This is a genomic window from Actinoplanes hulinensis, from assembly GCF_019429605.1.
GTDB lineage: Bacteria > Actinomycetota > Actinomycetes > Mycobacteriales > Micromonosporaceae > Actinoplanes > Actinoplanes campanulatus.
Map to the genome: position 1 here is coordinate 180,955 of NZ_JAHXZI010000005.1, position 16,508 is coordinate 197,462.

Annotated in this window: 15 protein-coding genes; 3 read left to right on the top strand and 12 right to left on the bottom strand. The window is 71.6% G+C overall.

Translation table 11 applies throughout. The features are described 5' to 3' along the window. Positions 1 to 3: 3 nt before the first annotated feature. The 3 genes from KZ829_RS11430 to KZ829_RS11440 form a co-directional block, all read right to left on the bottom strand. The gene (locus KZ829_RS11430; protein ID WP_246635447.1) at positions 4 to 963 is read right to left on the bottom strand and encodes an alpha/beta hydrolase family protein; all 960 of its coding nucleotides are present in this window, start codon (positions 961 to 963) and stop codon (positions 4 to 6) included. Further along, positions 963 to 1,892, bottom strand: coding sequence for an oxidoreductase (locus KZ829_RS11435; protein ID WP_220143826.1), 930 nt, complete (start codon positions 1,890 to 1,892; stop codon positions 963 to 965). Before KZ829_RS11435 ends, KZ829_RS11430 begins: the two co-directional genes overlap by 1 nt. A 109-nt stretch (positions 1,893 to 2,001) precedes the next feature. Beyond that, the gene (locus KZ829_RS11440) at positions 2,002 to 3,666 is read right to left on the bottom strand and encodes a nitrilase-related carbon-nitrogen hydrolase (RefSeq protein ID WP_220143827.1); all 1,665 of its coding nucleotides are present in this window, start codon (positions 3,664 to 3,666) and stop codon (positions 2,002 to 2,004) included. Positions 3,667 to 3,729: 63 nt separating this feature from the next. On the opposite strand from KZ829_RS11440, the gene KZ829_RS11445 reads away from it, so the two are divergent. Then, on the top strand, positions 3,730 to 4,053 hold the full coding sequence (locus KZ829_RS11445; protein WP_188122543.1) for a Dabb family protein: 324 nt from the start codon (positions 3,730 to 3,732) through the stop codon (positions 4,051 to 4,053). Here the strand turns inward: KZ829_RS11445 and KZ829_RS11450 are convergent. From KZ829_RS11450 to KZ829_RS11470, 5 genes are all read right to left on the bottom strand, one after another. Further along, the gene (locus tag KZ829_RS11450) at positions 4,021 to 4,956 is read right to left on the bottom strand and encodes an RNA polymerase sigma-70 factor (protein ID WP_220143828.1); all 936 of its coding nucleotides are present in this window, start codon (positions 4,954 to 4,956) and stop codon (positions 4,021 to 4,023) included. The two genes, KZ829_RS11445 and KZ829_RS11450, sit on opposite strands and share 33 nt — an antisense overlap. Then, positions 4,953 to 6,122, bottom strand: a complete 1,170-nt coding sequence (locus KZ829_RS11455; RefSeq protein ID WP_220143829.1) for an NAD(P)/FAD-dependent oxidoreductase — start codon at positions 6,120 to 6,122, stop codon at positions 4,953 to 4,955. Before KZ829_RS11455 ends, KZ829_RS11450 begins: the two co-directional genes overlap by 4 nt. A 103-nt stretch (positions 6,123 to 6,225) precedes the next feature. Continuing rightward, positions 6,226 to 7,656, bottom strand: coding sequence for an aldehyde dehydrogenase family protein (locus KZ829_RS11460; protein WP_220143830.1), 1,431 nt, complete (start codon positions 7,654 to 7,656; stop codon positions 6,226 to 6,228). Continuing rightward, entirely contained in the window at positions 7,653 to 8,804 is a 1,152-nt protein-coding gene (locus tag KZ829_RS11465) for an FAD-dependent oxidoreductase (RefSeq protein WP_220143831.1), read from the bottom strand. The genes KZ829_RS11460 and KZ829_RS11465 overlap by 4 nt, the downstream gene beginning before the upstream one ends. Further along, a complete protein-coding gene (locus KZ829_RS11470; protein WP_220143832.1) occupies positions 8,801 to 9,673 on the bottom strand; it encodes an isocitrate lyase/PEP mutase family protein in 873 nt (290 codons plus the stop codon). The genes KZ829_RS11465 and KZ829_RS11470 overlap by 4 nt, the downstream gene beginning before the upstream one ends. 150 nt (positions 9,674 to 9,823) lie before the next feature. Here KZ829_RS11470 and KZ829_RS11475 point away from each other — a divergent pair, with 150 nt between their 5' ends. Beyond that, on the top strand, positions 9,824 to 11,191 hold the full coding sequence (locus KZ829_RS11475; protein ID WP_220143833.1) for an RNA-guided endonuclease InsQ/TnpB family protein: 1,368 nt from the start codon (positions 9,824 to 9,826) through the stop codon (positions 11,189 to 11,191). Here the strand turns inward: KZ829_RS11475 and KZ829_RS11480 are convergent. The 3 genes from KZ829_RS11480 to KZ829_RS11490 are packed head-to-tail and all read right to left on the bottom strand — an operon-like array spanning position 11,095 to position 14,823. Next, the gene (locus tag KZ829_RS11480; protein WP_220143834.1) at positions 11,095 to 12,528 is read right to left on the bottom strand and encodes an aldehyde dehydrogenase family protein; all 1,434 of its coding nucleotides are present in this window, start codon (positions 12,526 to 12,528) and stop codon (positions 11,095 to 11,097) included. The two genes, KZ829_RS11475 and KZ829_RS11480, sit on opposite strands and share 97 nt — an antisense overlap. Next, entirely contained in the window at positions 12,525 to 13,811 is a 1,287-nt protein-coding gene (locus KZ829_RS11485) for an acyl-CoA dehydrogenase family protein (protein WP_220143835.1), read from the bottom strand. The genes KZ829_RS11480 and KZ829_RS11485 overlap by 4 nt, the downstream gene beginning before the upstream one ends. Before the next feature lie 4 nt (positions 13,812 to 13,815). Then, positions 13,816 to 14,823, bottom strand: coding sequence for a flavin reductase (locus KZ829_RS11490; protein ID WP_220143836.1), 1,008 nt, complete (start codon positions 14,821 to 14,823; stop codon positions 13,816 to 13,818). Between the two features lie 207 nt (positions 14,824 to 15,030). Between KZ829_RS11490 and KZ829_RS11495 the strand changes: the two genes are divergently transcribed. Next, positions 15,031 to 15,810 carry an IclR family transcriptional regulator gene (locus KZ829_RS11495; RefSeq protein WP_308285432.1) on the top strand — a complete coding sequence of 260 codons (780 nt, stop codon included), beginning with the start codon at positions 15,031 to 15,033 and terminating at the stop codon, positions 15,808 to 15,810. Here the strand turns inward: KZ829_RS11495 and KZ829_RS11500 are convergent. Then, on the bottom strand, positions 15,807 to 16,505 hold the full coding sequence (locus KZ829_RS11500; protein WP_220143838.1) for a hypothetical protein: 699 nt from the start codon (positions 16,503 to 16,505) through the stop codon (positions 15,807 to 15,809). The genes KZ829_RS11495 and KZ829_RS11500 overlap by 4 nt on opposite strands. Positions 16,506 to 16,508 lie beyond the last annotated feature (3 nt).

Sequence of the window (16,508 nt, forward strand, 5' to 3'; positions counted from 1 at the left end):
CTGTTACCTCCGCCGGATGCCGGCGATGTCGGGGTTCTGGAGGGCCTTGTCGAGCGCGTCACCGGAGGCGCCGCGCAGGTGGACGTCGAGGAACGCCGCGGTGACGTCCACCAGGGCGGCGCGGGTGGCCGCCGGATCGGTGGTGGCCTCGGAATCGAGGAACGCCCGGGCGGCGGTGTCGTCGACCGGGTGCACGATCGCGAAATGGTTCGCCCCGGCGAAGGTGACCTGCACGTTCGCGCCGTCCGCGGAGGGCAGCGCCTCGTCGAAGGTGCGGCTGATCGGATCCCGCCTGGTCGCGGCGTCCTCGCCGTAGCGGTCCGCCGAGCCGTTGATGACGCCGTCGTTCTCGCCGTTCATCAGCAGCACCGGGCAGTCCACCTGGGCGGGGAGAACCGTGCCGGCCGGCCAGCCGAGCATCGTCGCCACCATGGTGTGGGTGCCGTAGGCGGCGACCGCCCTGACCTCGGGGAAGAAGCGGGCGCTCTGGAGGATGACCGTGCCGCCGGCGGAGTGCCCGATCAGCGCCACGTTGTCCAGGTCCAGCAGGCCCTCCACCGGCCCGGTGATCGTCCGCAGGGCGTCGATCACCGCGGGAACCGACGGGGTGGTGGCCCGCGTCCCGTAGGTGTCCGGCTTCGCGGCGGCCAGCTCGACGCCCGGCGTGATGCCCTTCAAGCCGCCGAACAGCTCACCCACCCAGTCGTAGGTGACGGCGACATAGCCCCGCGACGCGAGTTCCACGGCCAGCCAGCGATAGGCCTCCTGGCCCACGTTGACCCCGGAGACGATCAACACCACGGGGTACGGGGCGTGTGCCGGATCGGCGGGGAAGACGCCCGACAGCCGTTCCGCGTCCGAGCCGGTCGGCTTCGACGGGTAGAAGACCCGCAGATGCGCGGTGTCGAACGGCTTGTCCGCGCCGGGGATCGTGGTTGCCCACCAGACCGAACGGACGCTCATCACCCGGCCGCCGATTCCGTGGTCGCCTGGTCCGTGGCCTGGTCCGTGGCCTGGTCCGTGGCCTGGTCCGTGGCCTGGTCCGTGGCCTGCTCTCCGGTCGCCTGATTCGGGGCCGCCGGTTTCGTCGCCCCGGGGCGCGGCAGCTCGCGGTCGCCGCCCCAGAGGGCCCGGACCAGCTTGTTCGTGGTCTCCTCGCCGAAGAAGCGGACCCCCATCACGTTCGCCGGGTCCCGTTCGGCGATGTTGCGGCGGATCGTCTCGTCGGTCGCGGCCAGTGCCGCCTGCTCCTCCGCCGGCACCGGCTCGGCCTCGTCTACCCAGCGCAGCCAGCGGTCCACGTGCGCGTGCGCCCGGGCCGCCACGATGTCGAGGTTGCGCTGCGAACGCTCGAACGAGAAGCAGTACGCGGTCGGCGACAGGCTCGCCCGGATGAACCCGGCCCGGCTCACGAAGTAGTCGAACTCCGGGTCGCCCCGCAGTTCCAGCCACTCCTCGTTGACCGGCTCGTAGTACTTGTCGTAGTACTCGCCGTCCTCGACCAGGTTGGTCCGCGGCACCGAGTCGAAGTAGAACCAGCCGCCCGGCCACACCAGCAGCGCGATGCCCAGGTGCGGCACCTTGACCTGCGGGCCGAGCCAGGCGGTCAGGTGCAGGTTGGCGAAGCTGGCGCCCGGGTTGCCGATCCACGAGTGGACCATCCAGTCGATCTCCGGTCCGGAGTACGCCTCCAGGGAGCCGCCGGGGCCGTCCGGGTAGCTGCCGTACGTCTGGAGACCCAGGGTGGACGGGTCACGCTTCAACTCGAACCGGGCGTCGATCTTCGCCTTGAGATCGGCGAGGAGTTGCCGGTAGAAGTTGAACGTGTCGTGCACGTCGATGGCCGGCGAGTTGTCGACCATGTCCTCTACGTGCCGGATCGTCTCGGCCACTATGTGCACCCTTCGTTATCGAATCAATGCGTTGTGTCAAGTCAATGCGTGTATGAAGTCAAGTCAATGCGTCATGCCGAGCCACTGCCGTGACCGAGTCGCTGTGTCGTCAGCGGGTCAATGCGTCGACCAGGCGCCAAGGACGGCCGTCGACAAGGTCGGTGTTCCGTGAGACCAGGCGATTCGCGGCCTGTGCCGGAGCGACCTCGGCGGCGCCGCTCGCCTCACCGGCCGGGATGTCGGTGCGGACCGGGGTGGAGATACGGCCGGTGAACGGCCCCTCCCACCTGGTCCAGAGAGTGAAGTCGGGGGTCATCGCGAGGATCGCGGCGGGCTGGTCGATCGGGGTGGCGACGACCAGGTTGAGCCGGTTCTCGGCGGCGCGCTCCGGCAGGCCGAGGGCCAGTTCCCAGTCCTCCTGCGCGTCGTAGGGCACCGCCACCACGTCGGTGTCCAGCAACGCGGCCAGCCGGAACGTCTCCGGATAGAGCGCGTCGTCACCGGCGATGATCGCCAGGCGGCCCCACTCCAGGTCGATCGGGACGATCCCCGCGCCGGACGATTCGGATGTGCTGGACGCGCCCGTCGTGCTGGGCGTGCCGATTTCGCCGGCCGCGCCGATTCCGCCGGCCCGGCCGACATCGCCGGACCGGCCGTGCAAGCGGGGCTGTCGCGCCACGATGCCGTCGCTCGAGATCAGCAGCCCGGTCGGGACGCCGTCCTCCAGGGCGGTGGTGACGACGTGGGCGCCGGTGCCGTCGAGGGCTGCCGCGAGCGCCGCCGGGTCGCCGGCCGATTCCGGCATCACCACCAGCTGCGCGCCCTTGTCGACGGCGTCGCGCAGGAGTGCCGGGTCGCGGACCACCGCGCTCCGCAACACCGGCGCGCCGGGCGGGCGGCGGCGTCCGGCGGGCGGCTCGCCGATCGGCCCGTACAGCTCGGGGCGCCGGGTCGCGAAGATGTCCGTCCCGTCCGGTCGCCGTTTGTCGTCGGCCAGCGTGGGGTCGATGTCGGCGACCACCACGGCCTCGCCGGTGCGCGGCGCCTTCGCGACGACCGTGCCGTCCGGCGCGACGATCTGCGACTCGCCGGCCCCGTGCAGCCACTCCGGCGGCACCCCGAGGCGTTCGGCGATCGCGGGCAGCTCGTCACGCGGCAGCAGTGGCCCGACCTTGTTGGCGGCGACCACCCACACCTTGTTCTCCGCGGCGCGGACCGGGATGTGCAGGTCGGCCTCGTCGAGAGCGAAGCTGTTCAGGCTGTTGAGCAGCACCTGGGCGCCGCGCAGGGCGAGCCCGCGGGCGACCTCGTTGATGACGCCCTCCATGCAGGCGTACATCCCGATGCGCCCGAGTGGCGTCTCCAGCACCGGCCCGACCGTGGCACCCGGCTCCAGGAAGTCGTTCTCGGCGCCCATCAGGGTCTGCTTGTCGCAGGTGCCGACCACCTCGCCGGCCGGATCGAACAGGAAGTTCGTGCCGCCGGTGGTCCCGTCCGGGTGGGCGTGCGTGAGGTTGATCTTGATCCAGATGCCGTGCCGGCGGGCCCGTTCGGCGATGGCGGTCAGGAACTCGCCGCTGGGCCGGGTGGCCCGCTCGTGCGCCTGGGCGCGAGACGCGTACCAGGAGAGATGGTTGCAGAACTCGGGCAGGACCACGAGTTGTGCCCGCTGCTCGGCCGCGGCGTCGATGACCCGCAGGCAGGCGGCGAGATTCTCCGTGACATCCTGGCCGGCCTCGATCTGGGCGGCGGCGACACGAACAGAACCGGGCATCCGGGTTCCCCCTAGCGAAACGGCGTTTCCCAAAACTACACTTGGGTGCCACCTTCGCAACAGGTGTTTCTCTTGATGACAAAGATATTTTGGGGGCGCGCGGTGCTGGTGCATGTCGTACTGATGAGGTTTGCCGATCCCGGGGATGCTGCCAAGGCGAAGTTGCGTTTGGAAGACCTTGGCGATGCCGTTCCGGAAATCCGTTCCCTGGAGGCCCACGTCGACGAGCTCCGTACCGAGGTCTCCTGGGACCTGCACCTGCGCACCACGCACCGGGACACCGACGATCTTCGCGCCTATCAGGCGCATCCGGCCCATCTCGAGCTGGGCGCGTGGTTGCGCCCGCTGCTGACCTCACGCGCCGTCGTCGACTACACCCAACCCTGATCCGTACGCGGAAAACCGCAGGTCGCGCATGATTCCGGCGGTGACGGCGCCCAGCTTGTCCGGGTTGGCAACGTTGTGAATGGCGATGATCCGGCCCTGATCGTCGAGATCGAGCGTGAGCGTCGCCAGGACCCGCCCGCCGCCGCGCATCACGACGCCGGGCGTGCCGCTCAGCCCGGTGATCTCGGCGGTCATCGCGGCCGGCGCGACCCCCTCGTACGGCCGCCGCATGATGCCCGCGAACCAGGCCGCCACCGGCTGCGCCCCGCGGACCGGCCGCAACGCCTGGCGCACCTTGCCGCCGCCGTCGGTCCACAGGGTGACGTCCGGGGCGAGCAGGTCCATCATCGTGTTGATGTCCCCGCCACCGGCCGCGGCCAGGAACCGCTCGGTCACCGCCCGGTGCCGGGAGGCGGTGACCGGGAACCGCGGCCGGTTCGACCGCACGTGCTCCCGGGCCCGCGACGCCGCCTGCCGCACCGTCTCCTCGGAGCGTCCCACCGCGGCGGCGATCTCGGCATGGCTGAACGCGAACGCCTCCCGCAGCACGAACACCGCCCGTTCCAGCGGACTGAGACTCTCCAGCAGCATCAGCAGGCCGGTCGACACCGACTCCGCGCGGACCGCGTCGTCCTCGGAGCCGGCGTCGGTCAGCACCGGCTCGGGCAGCCACGGGCCGACGTAGGACTCCCGCCGCGCCCGGGCCGACCGCAGCCGGTCCATCGCCAGGTTCGTCACGATCCGCACCAGGTAGGCCCGCGGGTCGGCGACCCGGGAACGGTCCGCGGCCGACCACTTCAGCCAGCTGTCCTGCACCGCGTCCTCGGCGTCGGCCGCACTGCCGAGAATCCGGTAGGCCACCGCGAACAGCAGCCTCCGGTGCTCCTCGAACGGCTCGTTCACCGGGTCTGCCGACCGCCACGGCGCCAGGCGAGCCGGCCCGCGCCCGGACTGCGGAGCATGCGCTGGAACGACGACCACGGTGACGAGCTCACGGTCTCCTTGTACCAGACCGCCGCCCGCCCGGTCAGCGCCAGCCGTTTCGGGCTCCCGTCCGGCCGGGTGAACTGGATGACCGCGTCGCCGCGGCCCAGGCTCACCGGCAGGTGCAGGTAGCCGAACCGGAACCGTCCCGGTTCCCGGCCGTCCAGCTCCCGCGCGATGTTCCACGCCACCTGCACGCCGGTCGGCATCCCGCTCTGGCACGTGCCGTGCAGAACGCCGAACCCCTGCCGGATCGCCGCCGCGTCCCCGATCGCGTAGACCTCAGGGTGCGACACCGAGCGCAGCGCGCCGTCCACCACGATCCGCCCGTGCCCGTCCACCGTGAGGCCGGCCGCCGTGGCCAGCGGCGGGATCCGCACCCCGGCGGCCCACACCACCACGTCGGCCTCGACGGTCGCGCCGCCGGCCAGCGCCACCGCGCCCGGGAGCACCTTGACCACCTCGGCGCCGGCCCGCACCCGTACGCCCAGGCGGGCGAGCGCGCCGTCCAGGTGCGCCCGCGCTCGCCGGCCCATCCCGGCGCCGGGCTCGGCCGTGCCGAGCAGCGTGATCGCCAGGCCGGGGTAGCTCTCGGCGATCTCGGTGGCCAGCTCGATCCCGGTCAGGCCGGTGCCGCAGACGGCCACCGACCCACCACCCGGCCGGCCCACCTCCGCCAGGCGGCGGGCCAGCGCCTCGGCGGCCGGCGCACCGTCCAGGGCGTACGCGTGCTCGTCCGCCCCCGCGACGGCGGCCGTGTCGGCGACCCCGCCGAGCGCGTAGATCAGCGTGTCGTAGCGGAGCACCCGCTCGTCGTCGACCCGTACCGTCCGGGCGGCCGGGTCGATCGCCGTCACCCAGCCGGTGACCAGGTGAGCGTTCGTGCCCGCCAGGACCGCCGGGATGCTGAGGTCGGCGAGCCGCTGCCCGGTCGCCACCTGGTGCAGCCGGAGCCGCTCGGTGAACCGGTCGCTGCCGTTCACCAGCGTGATCCGGACGTCGCCGCGCCGTCCGGTGCGGCCGGCCAGGCTGGTGGCGGCCATCAGGCCCGCGTATCCGGCGCCCAGAACCAGGATCTCGTGCATGGCTTGTTCCTCCCTCGTCGCTGTTACGACCGGGAGACGGGCACGGCCCCGCCGTTCGTGAACCGTGGTGACGGGGGTCACAGTGGGACCTCCTGGCGGACCATCACCCCGCGGGGTACGCCGACGGCCCGCCCCCGGTCACCGCGGCGCCCGGCCGGAACGCGGCCGGGGCGTGGATGACGCAGGTCTGGACGTATTCGGCGAGCCCCTCCTGGGCGTACTCGCGGCCCCAGCCGGAGCGCTTCACCCCGCCGAACGGGGCACGCAGGCTCATGCCGGTGCGGTTGTGCGTGTTGACGAACGTGAACCCGGCCTCGAACCGCCGCGCGAACGCGAACGCCCGTTCCTCGTCGGCGCTCCACACCGACGCGCCCAGCCCCAGCTCCCCGGCGTTCGCGGCGGCCAGCACCGACTCCTCGCCGGAGTAGCCGAGCACCGGCACCACCGGCGCGAACTGCTCCGCGACGACCAGCCGCGACCCCGGGTCCGGTTCCACGACGAGCGCCGGACGCACGAAGTAGCCACTCGCCGGATCCCCGTCGAACCGCCCGAGATCGTGCACGGTTCCGGAGCCGCGCAGGGCGAGCGCGGCCCGCTGGGCGGCGGCGGAGATCACCGGGCCCATGGTCACGCCGTCGGCGAGCGGATCGCCGGTGACCAGGACGCGGTCGGCGGCGGCCCGGTAGGCGCCGACGAACCCGGACAGCCGCGACGACGGCACGTAGAGCCGTTTCGCCGCCATGCAGACCTGCCCACTGGTCGCGAAACTGGCCATCACGAGGCGGTCCATCGCGTCGTCGGTGAACGGCGCGTCGTCCAGGAAGACGGCCGGATCGTTGCCGCCGAGCTCCAGGACGCTCGGGGTGAGACGCTCGCTGGCCAGCGCCGCCACCGCCCGCCCGCCGGCCGCGCCGCCGGTGAACGCCACCTTCCGCACCAGTTCGTGCCCGACCAGTGCGGCGCCCGTCTCCGCCCCGCCGTGCACCACCCGGACCGGCGCGTCGAAGAGGTCCACCACCCGCGAGATGGTCAGCGGCGCGAGCGGCGACGGTTTCACCACGATCGCGTTCCCGGCCGCCAGCGCCGGCGCGATCTTGAGCATGGCCAGGATGACCGGCGCGTTCCAGGGCGTGACGGCGGCCACCACACCGTACGGTTTCCGCTGCTCGACGACCCTTCCCAGGTCGTCGTCGAGAACGCGATCCGCGTACGCCGAAGGGGCATGCTCGACCACCCACCGCAGATAGCGGACCGCGAAGCCCAGCTCACCGCGGCAGTCGCCGACCACCTTGCCGGACTCGCGCGCCAGGAGCGTGGCCAGCCCGGGCGTCGCGTCCTCGATCGCGGCGGCGGCGCGCGCCAGCGCGGCCAGCCGGTCCGCAAGCGGCCGTGCCGCCCACTTCCGCTGATCCGCGTCCGCCTCACGCACGATCGCGTCGACCGCCTCCGGCGCCGTCTCCACGACCACCCCGACGATCTCAGAGGTACGCGCGGGATTCTCCCGGGCGATCGTCGCCGCGGCGGACGCGGTCATGCGGCGACCGGGCGCAGCGAGGCGATCATGGAGCTGCGCAGCAGGGACTCGCGGGCACGGGCCGGGTCGGCGGCGATGGCGCGCAGGCCGCCGAGGTGGGCGGCGCGGGCGTCCGGGTCGGCGGCGCGCAGGCGCTCGTAGTTCTGGTGGGAGACGCTCTGCACGTATTCCAGGGCGATCCGCCGCCGGTCGGTGGCGGCCGCCCAGATCGCCGCGTCATCGCCGGTCGCGATGGCGGCGGCATAGGCGACGGCGTCGTGGATGCCGGAGTTCATGCCGAGCCCGCCGAGCGGATTGTTGACGTGTGCCGCGTCGCCGGCGAGCAGGACCCGTCCGGTACGGAAGGACGTGGCGACCCGCTGGTGGACGCGGTACATGCTGGCGTGCGCCACCCGCCACGGCCGGCCCGGGTCGTGGACGCCGCGCAGGCGGGAGCCGAGACGTTCGTACTCCTGCTCGTCGGGTGTCTCGGACGGGGTGGGCAGCAGCACCCGCCAGTGGTCGGGGGTCCGCAGCAGCACACACCACTCGACCGGGTCGAACACGTAGTTGACCGAGGCCAGGTCGTCCAGCCAGTCCGGCAGCTCCTCGTCGACCGAGGCGACCAGGAACCGCTCGGGATAGGTGATGCCGTCGAAGGTGACGCCGGTGGCCCGCCGGGTCGACGAGTGCGCGCCGTCCGCCCCGATCAGCCAGTCACCGTGGACGGCGCGGCCGTCGGCGGAGGTGACGGTGACCCCGCCGTCCTGGGCCACGTCGGTCACGTGGAAACCGAACTCGATCCCGCAGTTCTCGTGTCGCAGCAGATGGTCGAGCAGGATCGGCGTGAGCTTCGACTGCTCGCACTGCAACCGGTACGGAAAACGGGTGTCGTCACCGAGAACCGCCAGGTCCAGCATGGCGATCAGCCCCTCGCGCCGGTCCCGGTAGGCGAACGTGGGCGACAGCAGCCCGCGCTCGTGCAGTTCCCCGCCGACGCCGAGATCGTCGAGCATCTCCAGGGTGGGCGGGTGGAACGTGGACGCACGGGACTCGGTGGCCAGCGCGTCCCCGGACTCGAGGACGGTCACGGCGAAGCCGCGCCGCGCCAGGGCCAGGGCCGCGGTGAGACCGACCGGCCCGGCGCCGGCGACCAGGATGCGGTTCACGTCTGCAACCCTTTCGGTACGTAGCGGGCGTCGAGGTCGAGCGCCTCGTCCTGGCCGACCAGCGCGGTGAACGCGGCCCACGGCATCCGGTCGACCGGTTCGGCGGTGCCGTGGTCGGCGATGGCCCGGTAGGTCAGCGACGCCGCCCGCATGGCGGCGAGCAGCGCGGACACCGGGTGCAGGACGAGACGGACACCGGCCGCGGCGAGCTCGGCGTCGGTCAGGGCGGGGCGGTCGCCGCCGGCCTCACTGCGGTTGACGACGATCGGCACGCCGGGGATCGCGGCACCGATGCGGGCGAGGTCGGCCAGGCTGTCCACGCCTTCGGGGAACACCGCGTCGGCGCCGGCCTCGGCGTACGCCCGGCAGCGCAGGATCGTCTCGTCCAGGCCGAGGATCGAGTACGCGTCGGTGCGGGCGATCACCACGATCTGCGGCGCCTGATCGGCCAGGGCGGTGATCTTCGCGGCCGCCTCGCCGATCGGGATCACCTCCTTGCCGGCCAGGTGCCCGCACCGTTTCGGGCTGACCTGGTCCTCCAGGTGCAGTCCGGCGATACCGGCCCGGGCGTACGCGAGGGCGGTCCACACGGCGTGCAGCGGGTTGCCGTACCCGGTGTCGGCGTCGGCGATCAGCGGAATGCCGTCCAGGGCCGGGACCAGGGTGGACGCCCGGTCGGCGATCTGGGTGGCGTGCACGAACCCGAGATCCGGCCGGCCCAGCATGATCGCCGAGACGGCCGCGCCGGACAGGTGCACGGCCCGGTGGCCGGCCGCCACGGCGAGCGCCGCGGTGACCGGGTCGTAGACGCCGGGCACATGGGTGACCCGGCCGGACGCGAGAATCGCGCGCAGTGCGGTGGCAGTCATCAGATTCCTTCGTGGATACTCCGGCTGAAGGCCGGAGAGGAAACGGAACCCTTGCGGAGCAGATCAGGGATAGCCGATCCGCGTCAAAGCGGATAGGCGTCCATCGCCCCCATCGGATCAATTCCGAACAAGTGTGCTATTTTATGCGCCGTGTCCCAGCGCACCGTGAAGCGGGGTTTCAAATTCCGCTTCTACCCGACTCCGGAGCAGGCCGACCTGCTGAACCGGACGTTCGGGTGTGTGCGCAAGGTGTACAACCTGGCTCTGGAGGCCCGCACCACCGCCTGGCGGCAACGGCAGGAACGGGTGAACTACACCGCCACCAGCGCCCTGCTGACCGCGTGGAAAAAGACCGAGGAACTCGCCTTCCTCAACGAGGTCTCCTGCGTGCCACTCCAGCAGGGCCTGCGGCATCTGCAGAGCGCGTTCACCGCGTTCTGGGACAAGCGGTCCCGGTACCCGCGCTTCAAGTCCAAACACAAGTCCCGTGCGTCGGCCGAGTTCACCCCGTCCGCCTTCCGCTGGAAAAACGGCGAGCTGACCCTGGCAAAGATGACCGCCCCGCTGGACATCGTCTGCTCCCGGCCACTGCCCGAGGGACAGTCGCCGTCCACCGTGACCGTGTCGCGCGACAGCGCCGGCCGCTGGTTCGTATCCCTGTTGTGCGAGGACACCATCCCGCCGCTGCTGGCCACCGAAAACGCGGTTGGTATCGATGCCGGGCTCGACCACCTGATCACCCTGTCCACCGGGGAGAAGGTCGCCAACCCCCGCCATGAACGTGCCGACCGGCACCGGCTGGCCTGCGCCCAACGCCAGCTGGCCCGTAAGGAGAAGGGCTCGCGGAATCGGGACAAGGCCCGGGTCAGGGTTGCCCGGATCCACGCTCGCATCGGTGACCGTCGCCGTGACCACCTGCACCAGTTGACCACTCGGCTCGTGCGTGAGAACCAAACGCTCGTGATCGAGGACCTGACCGTCCGCAACATGGTCAAGAACCACCGTCTGGCCCGCGCCATCAGTGACGCGGCCTGGACCACCTTCCGTGAACTGCTCACCTACAAATGCCGGTGGTACAGCCGGGACCTGGTCGTGGTCGACCGCTGGTACCCGTCGTCCAAGGTCTGCTCGGCCTGTGGGCACCTCACGGAGAAGATGCCGCTGGACATCCGGTCGTGGACCTGCCGCAACTGCGGCACCCTTCATGACCGTGACGTCAACGCGGCACGCAACATCCTGGCCGCCGGGCAGGCGGTGACGGCCTGTGGAGCCGGCGTAAGACCTCAACGGGGAAACCTCCGTCCGGGGCAGCGGGCTGCGAAGCAGGAAACCCGGCGGGCAACCGCCGGAATCCCCGTTCTAAGGCGGGGAGATGTCAAGGCTGGATCTTCCTCGCCCCGTGTGCCGTTCGGTGCGGTGGGTCATGATCGGCTGTGCAGGGCGAAGCCGTTCTCGACACCGACCACACGCGGGTTGGTGAAGAACAGCAGGGTCTCGGCGGTGCCCTCCTCCGAGTAGCCGGAGATCCCCCAGGCCGGCCGGGGCGTGAACAGGTGCAGGCTCATGATCGAGGAGCCGTTGACCTTCACCTCGCCGGCCCGGACCCGTTTCGCGACGGCCAGGGCGGCCTCCTCGTCGGCGCCGAAGACGTAGCCCTCCAGGCCGTACCGGGTGCCGTTGGCCAGGGCGACGGCCTCGTCGACCGTTTCGTAGCCGTGTACCGCGGCGACCGGGCCGAAGATCTCGTCAGTGGTGCGGGCCGGGTCGGCGCCGACCACCAGCGACGGCGCGAGGGTGTTGCCCGGACCGGTCAGGGCGGATTCGTGCAGGGTGCCGCCCAGGTCGTCGCGGGCCTTGACCACGGTGGCCCGGTGTCCGGAATGGATCAGCGGGCCGTAGTCGGTGGCCTCGTCGGAGGGATCACCGGTCCGTAGATCGTCGATACGCGCCATGACCAAGGAGGCAATGGCCTCCTCCCGGCCGGCCGGGACGATCAGGCGGCCCAGCGCCCGGCACCACTGCCCGTTCAGGGTGGTGAGCAGATCGGCGGCGGCGCGGGCCACGGCGTGCTCGTCGGCGTCGGGCAGGGCGATCAGCGCGTTGTTGCCGCCGAGCTCCAGTTGCACCGGCTTGATGTCGTAGGCGCAGGCGGCCGCGACCGCCCGGCCGCCGCCGAGCCCGCCGGTGAACGAGACGGCCCGGATCCGCGGATCCGAGACGATCTGGGAACCGACCGCGGCGCCGCCGTGCAGCAGCTGGAACAGGGCGGCCGGGGCGCCGGCCTCGCGGAGGACGGTGTCGATCACCTCGGCCAGGCGCTCGGTGCCGTACGGCGCGTACTCGCTGGGCTTCAGGACGGCCGGGCAGCCGGCGGCCAGCGCGTTGGCGACCTTGTGGGCGGCCATCGGGGCCGGCGCGTTCCACGGCACCAGGCAGGCGGCCGGCCCCCAGGGGAGGCGTTCGACGAGCACCTCGCGGCCGTCCTCACGGGTCGCCGTCGAGGTCAGGATGCCGGCCCGGAGCTGCCCGGCGGCCAGTGCGAACGCTCCGGCCAGGATCATGCCGAGCGGGGTGGTCTGCCGGATCGGGACGCCGGTGGCCTTCGACTCCAGCGCCACGATCTCACCCGCGGCCGCGCCGACCGCTGCGGCGATCCGGTCCAGGACGTCGGCACGGTCGGCGGCGGGCAGGTCCCAGGCGCCGAGCGCGTCGGCGGCGGCGAGAGCCTCCTCCACCTCGGTCTCGGACGCGCCGAGCGCCGGCCCGGTCACCTCACCGGTGGCCGGGTTCTCCAGGTCCACTCCTACCGAAATCGTGCACGCTCTCCACGTACCGGTGATGAGGTTTCTGGTCATGAGGACACGCTCGCGAACAGATCGTTGGCCCGGTTGCTGGTGATCACCGAGGCGGCCTCCAGGCGACCGCGCTCCGGCGGGAACGTCATGACCAGCCCCATCGCCAGGTCACGCAGGGCGCGGCCGACGGTGCCGTTCATCGTCGCGTTGGAGGTGCCGGACGCCTTGAGGGCGCCGATCGCCACGTCGAACGCGGCCTGGCAGATGCTGCCCTTGGCGATGCGCCACTGCGCGTACACCTCGGACTTGGTGGCGATCGGCGGCTCGCACGTCTCCAGCAGCAGTTGGCGGCGCAGCCACAGGTACGCCCGTTCCAGGTTCTCGGTCATGTCGCCGATGATCACCTGGTGCATGGGCGACTCGGCGATCGGACGGCCCGTGTCGGCGAAGGTCTTGCGGGTCAGCCGCTCCAGGGTGTCGTCGTAGACGCCCTGCGCCGCGCCCACGTAGACCGCCGTGATGGCCAGCTGGTTGCCGACGAAGCTGCCGCGGCTGCACCGCAACATCTTCACGAACGCGCCCGGTACGGTGAGCGCGTCCTCCCGCGGGATGAACACACCGTCGAGCCGGATGCCGTGGTTGGCGCTGCCGCGCATGCCGAGCCCGTTCCAGAACGGCCGCTCGGTCACCCCCTCGGCATCGCGCGGGACCAGGAACATGACCAGGCCGTCGGCCGTCTCGTAGCCGTCCAGGCGGGCCGTGACCAGGTAGTAGTCGGCGATGCCGGTGGCGCAGCCGAACGACTTCTCACCGGTCAGCTCCCAGCCCTCCACCCCGTTCCGGGTCGCGGAGACCGCCGTGGTGGCGATCGCGATGTTGGCGCCGCTCGACTTCACCGACTCGCTGGCGAAGTTGGCGAGCCAGGTGCCGCCGGACATCAGCCGCAGCACCTTCTCGGCGAACGCCTTGACGACCGGCGCCTCCTCGGCGGAGAACAGCCCGGACTCGATCGCCTCCAGCGGCAGCAGGCCGCGCGACGCCGACGTGTTGTGGAAGAAGAAGGCCAGCGCCGTGGACGGGCAGGCGCTGCCCATCGCGTACGTGGCGGCGGCCAGGTCCCGCAGGGTGCCGCCGAGGCCGCCGTACTCCCGGGGGACGATCAGGCCCAGCAGGCCGGCGTCGCGCAGCAGATCGATGTGCTCGCGCGGGAAGGCGCCGTCGGCGTCGGCCTGGTCGGCCTTGGCCCGCAGCGCCGGCAACACCTGCTCGACGAGGGCGGCCCGGGCCTTCTCCTCGACGGTCATGTCGTCGACGAGCTTCTCGCCGATGAGTCGGTCGGCCATGGTGTCACTCCCTGATGTGGGCGAGGTCGGGCGGGCCGGCGACCTCGAGTTGGCGGGACAGGTGGAGCAGGTCGCCCAGCGGCAGCCCGGACGAGCCGGAGCCGGGGGCGACGACGTCGAAGTGCGAGACCCCGCTCTTCATCGCGACCAGCGCGTTGACCAGGGCGAGACGGTTGTCGCCGGAGAGGCGGACGCGCAGGACGGCCGGGCGGGCCCGGACCGCGGCGTCCTGGAGCACCCGGCGGACCTGCAACGGCGAGGCCGGCGCGACGAGCGACTCGGCGCACCCGATCTCGTCGCAGCCCAGTTCGGTGAGCGCGGCGACGGAGGCCAGCACCTCGTCCTCGCGGTCCGGGTCGAAGGCGTCCGGCACGTACCCGATGACGGTGGCGCCGGACTCCTTGGCGGCCCGGATGGCCGTGGGCGGGGGAGGGGCGTCGGCGGAGAACTCGAAGCAGTGCCCGTCGGCGCGGACCCGGGCTCCGGCCTTGCGCAGCGCGCCGGCGAGCGGGTCGTCGGCGGCCACGTCGACGGTGAGGTTCACCGAGGACGGCAGCGGGTCGGCGATCTGGCCCCAGTTGCGCGAGTGGAACAGCAGCGGCGAGGTGATCCGGGGCAGGGCCGCGTCGGTCACCGCGCCGACGAAGATGGTGTGGTCGCCGCCCGGGTACGCGTGCGCCACCGTGCAGTCCAGCCACGCCACCGCGTCACTGAGCACCGGGCATCCGTTCGGGGTGGTGGTCCAGTCCAGGCCGGCGAACCGGTTCTTGACGTCGCGCTCCTGTCCGGCGAACCGGCGGCCGATGTCCGCCTGGTCCCTGCCGAGGAAGCTGATCGCGAACTTGCCCGCTTCGCCGAGCAGCGCCCGGCTGGGCAGATGGTTGCCCAGGCAGACCGACACGAGCGGCGGATCGAGGCTGACGGAGGAGAATGAACTGGCGGTCATCCCGTGCACGCCGTGCGGGCCGACCGTGGTCACCACGCAGACGCCACTCGGCCACTGTCCGAGCACGGATCGGAAGGTAGTGCTGTCGACCGGCACTCGTACGCTCCGTTCCTGCGGACTGTTTCGCTCTAGGAAACGTCGTTACGCTGAACGTAACGACGCTCAAGGATCGTGTCAACCGCGGAACGGTACGGCGTTTCCCACCGCGAAATGGCAGGCTAGAGTTCGGCAAAGTCTGTTCCGTACCTGTTCCGTGGGGGTTTCGCAGTGGCAGTGAGTGAGGACGAAGGCCAGTCCCGGTCCATCGCCGCGGTCGAGCGCGCGATGGATGTGCTGCTCTACTTCGGCCGCACCGACCAGCCCGATCTCGGGGTGACCGAGATCGCCACCGCGCTCGGTCTCACCAAGGCGGCCGTGCACCGCATCCTCACCGCGCTGCGCAGCCGCGAGCTGATCACCGTCGACCCGGCCACCCGGCGGTACGCGCTGGGCCACGCCGCGGTCGCCCTCGGCCGGGCGTACCTGGCCCGCACCGACGTCCGCGCGATGGCCGCGCCCGAGCTCAGGCGCCTCTCCGAGCGCACCCACGAGACCGCCACCCTGTCGCTGCGCCGCGGCGACACCCGGCTCTACGTCGACCAGGTCGTCCCCGACCAGGAGCTGCGCCTGGAGGTGAGCCTCGGCATCCCGTTCCCGCTCAACGCCGGCGCCTCGTCCAAGGCGTTCCTGGCGTTCCTGCCGGACTTCGAGGTCGACGCCTACCTCACCCGGCACCCGCTCGAGGCGGTGACCGACAAGACCATCACCGACCCGGCCAAGCTGCGCAAGGACCTGGCCGCGGTCCGCAAACGGGGGTATTCCACCTCGCTCGGCGAACGCCAGGCCGGGGCCGCGTCGATCGCCGCCCCGATCTTCGACCACGACGCCCGGGTGGTGGCCGTGATCAGCCTGGCCGGGCCGGCGCTGCGCTTCAAGGCGGACACCCAGGAGGCCGTCGCCGACCTCCTGGCCTCCGCGTCCCGGATCTCCGCGCAGCTGGGCTACCGGCCCTAGAGGTTCGCGAGCGGCTTGGCCACGCCGAGAAGGCCGGCCAGCAGGACCGAACCCCAGATCACCCAGACGTACGGGAGGCAGCCGTTGACACTCTTCTTGACGGTTACCTCGTCGTCGTCCCCGGCCGTGCCCGCCATCACCTTGCCGAAGAAGGCCGGGCCGAACGGCTTCAGCTGCCGCCGGATGCCCAGTCCCGCCGCGATCGCGAGGGCGTAGAGGATGACCTTGCCGCCCAGCCACTTCGGATTCGTCGTGACGCCGAACGGCTCGGCGGCCACCAGCGTGAAGACGCCCATGCCGAACATGCCGGCCACCACGGCGATCCGGATCGCCTGGTCGGCCCGCTTCACGGTGGGGTGCTTGCCCGGCTCGTGGTGGTCGGTCCACATCAGCCGGACCCAGACGAACGATCCGATCCAGACCGGTACGAGCAGCCACCACGGCAGCAACCGGACGCCCCACAGCTCGCCGCCGTGCGCGTCCAGTGAGATCAGGGTCAGGCCGCTGGGCAGGAAGAGGATGAGGCAGATCTTCGGCCCGAGGTCCAGCCCCAGCATGATCTTCAGGGCGGTGAGCCGTGCGGCCGGGGTCAGCGAGGAGTCGATCACGTACCGGCTGGAGTAGAAGACTCCCAGGTCCCCGCCGAGCCAGAAGACCATGAGCACGATGTGCAGGTAGAGGAACGCTTCGAGCATGGC

Excerpts from the sequence above, each read along its gene's own strand:
- KZ829_RS11430 (WP_246635447.1), bottom strand. The coding sequence starts at position 963 with ATGAGCGTCCGTTCGGTCTGGTGGGCAACCACGATCCCCGGCGCGGAC.
- KZ829_RS11440 (WP_220143827.1), bottom strand. The coding sequence starts at position 3,666 with ATGCCCGGTTCTGTTCGTGTCGCCGCCGCCCAGATCGAGGCCGGCCAG.
- KZ829_RS11455 (WP_220143829.1), bottom strand. The coding sequence starts at position 6,122 with ATGCACGAGATCCTGGTTCTGGGCGCCGGATACGCGGGCCTGATGGCC.
- KZ829_RS11460 (WP_220143830.1), bottom strand. The coding sequence starts at position 7,656 with ATGACCGCGTCCGCCGCGGCGACGATCGCCCGGGAGAATCCCGCGCGT.
- KZ829_RS11470 (WP_220143832.1), bottom strand. The coding sequence starts at position 9,673 with ATGACTGCCACCGCACTGCGCGCGATTCTCGCGTCCGGCCGGGTCACC.
- KZ829_RS11480 (WP_220143834.1), bottom strand. The coding sequence starts at position 12,528 with ATGACCAGAAACCTCATCACCGGTACGTGGAGAGCGTGCACGATTTCG.
- KZ829_RS11485 (WP_220143835.1), bottom strand. The coding sequence starts at position 13,811 with ATGGCCGACCGACTCATCGGCGAGAAGCTCGTCGACGACATGACCGTC.
- KZ829_RS11500 (WP_220143838.1), bottom strand. The coding sequence starts at position 16,505 with ATGCTCGAAGCGTTCCTCTACCTGCACATCGTGCTCATGGTCTTCTGG.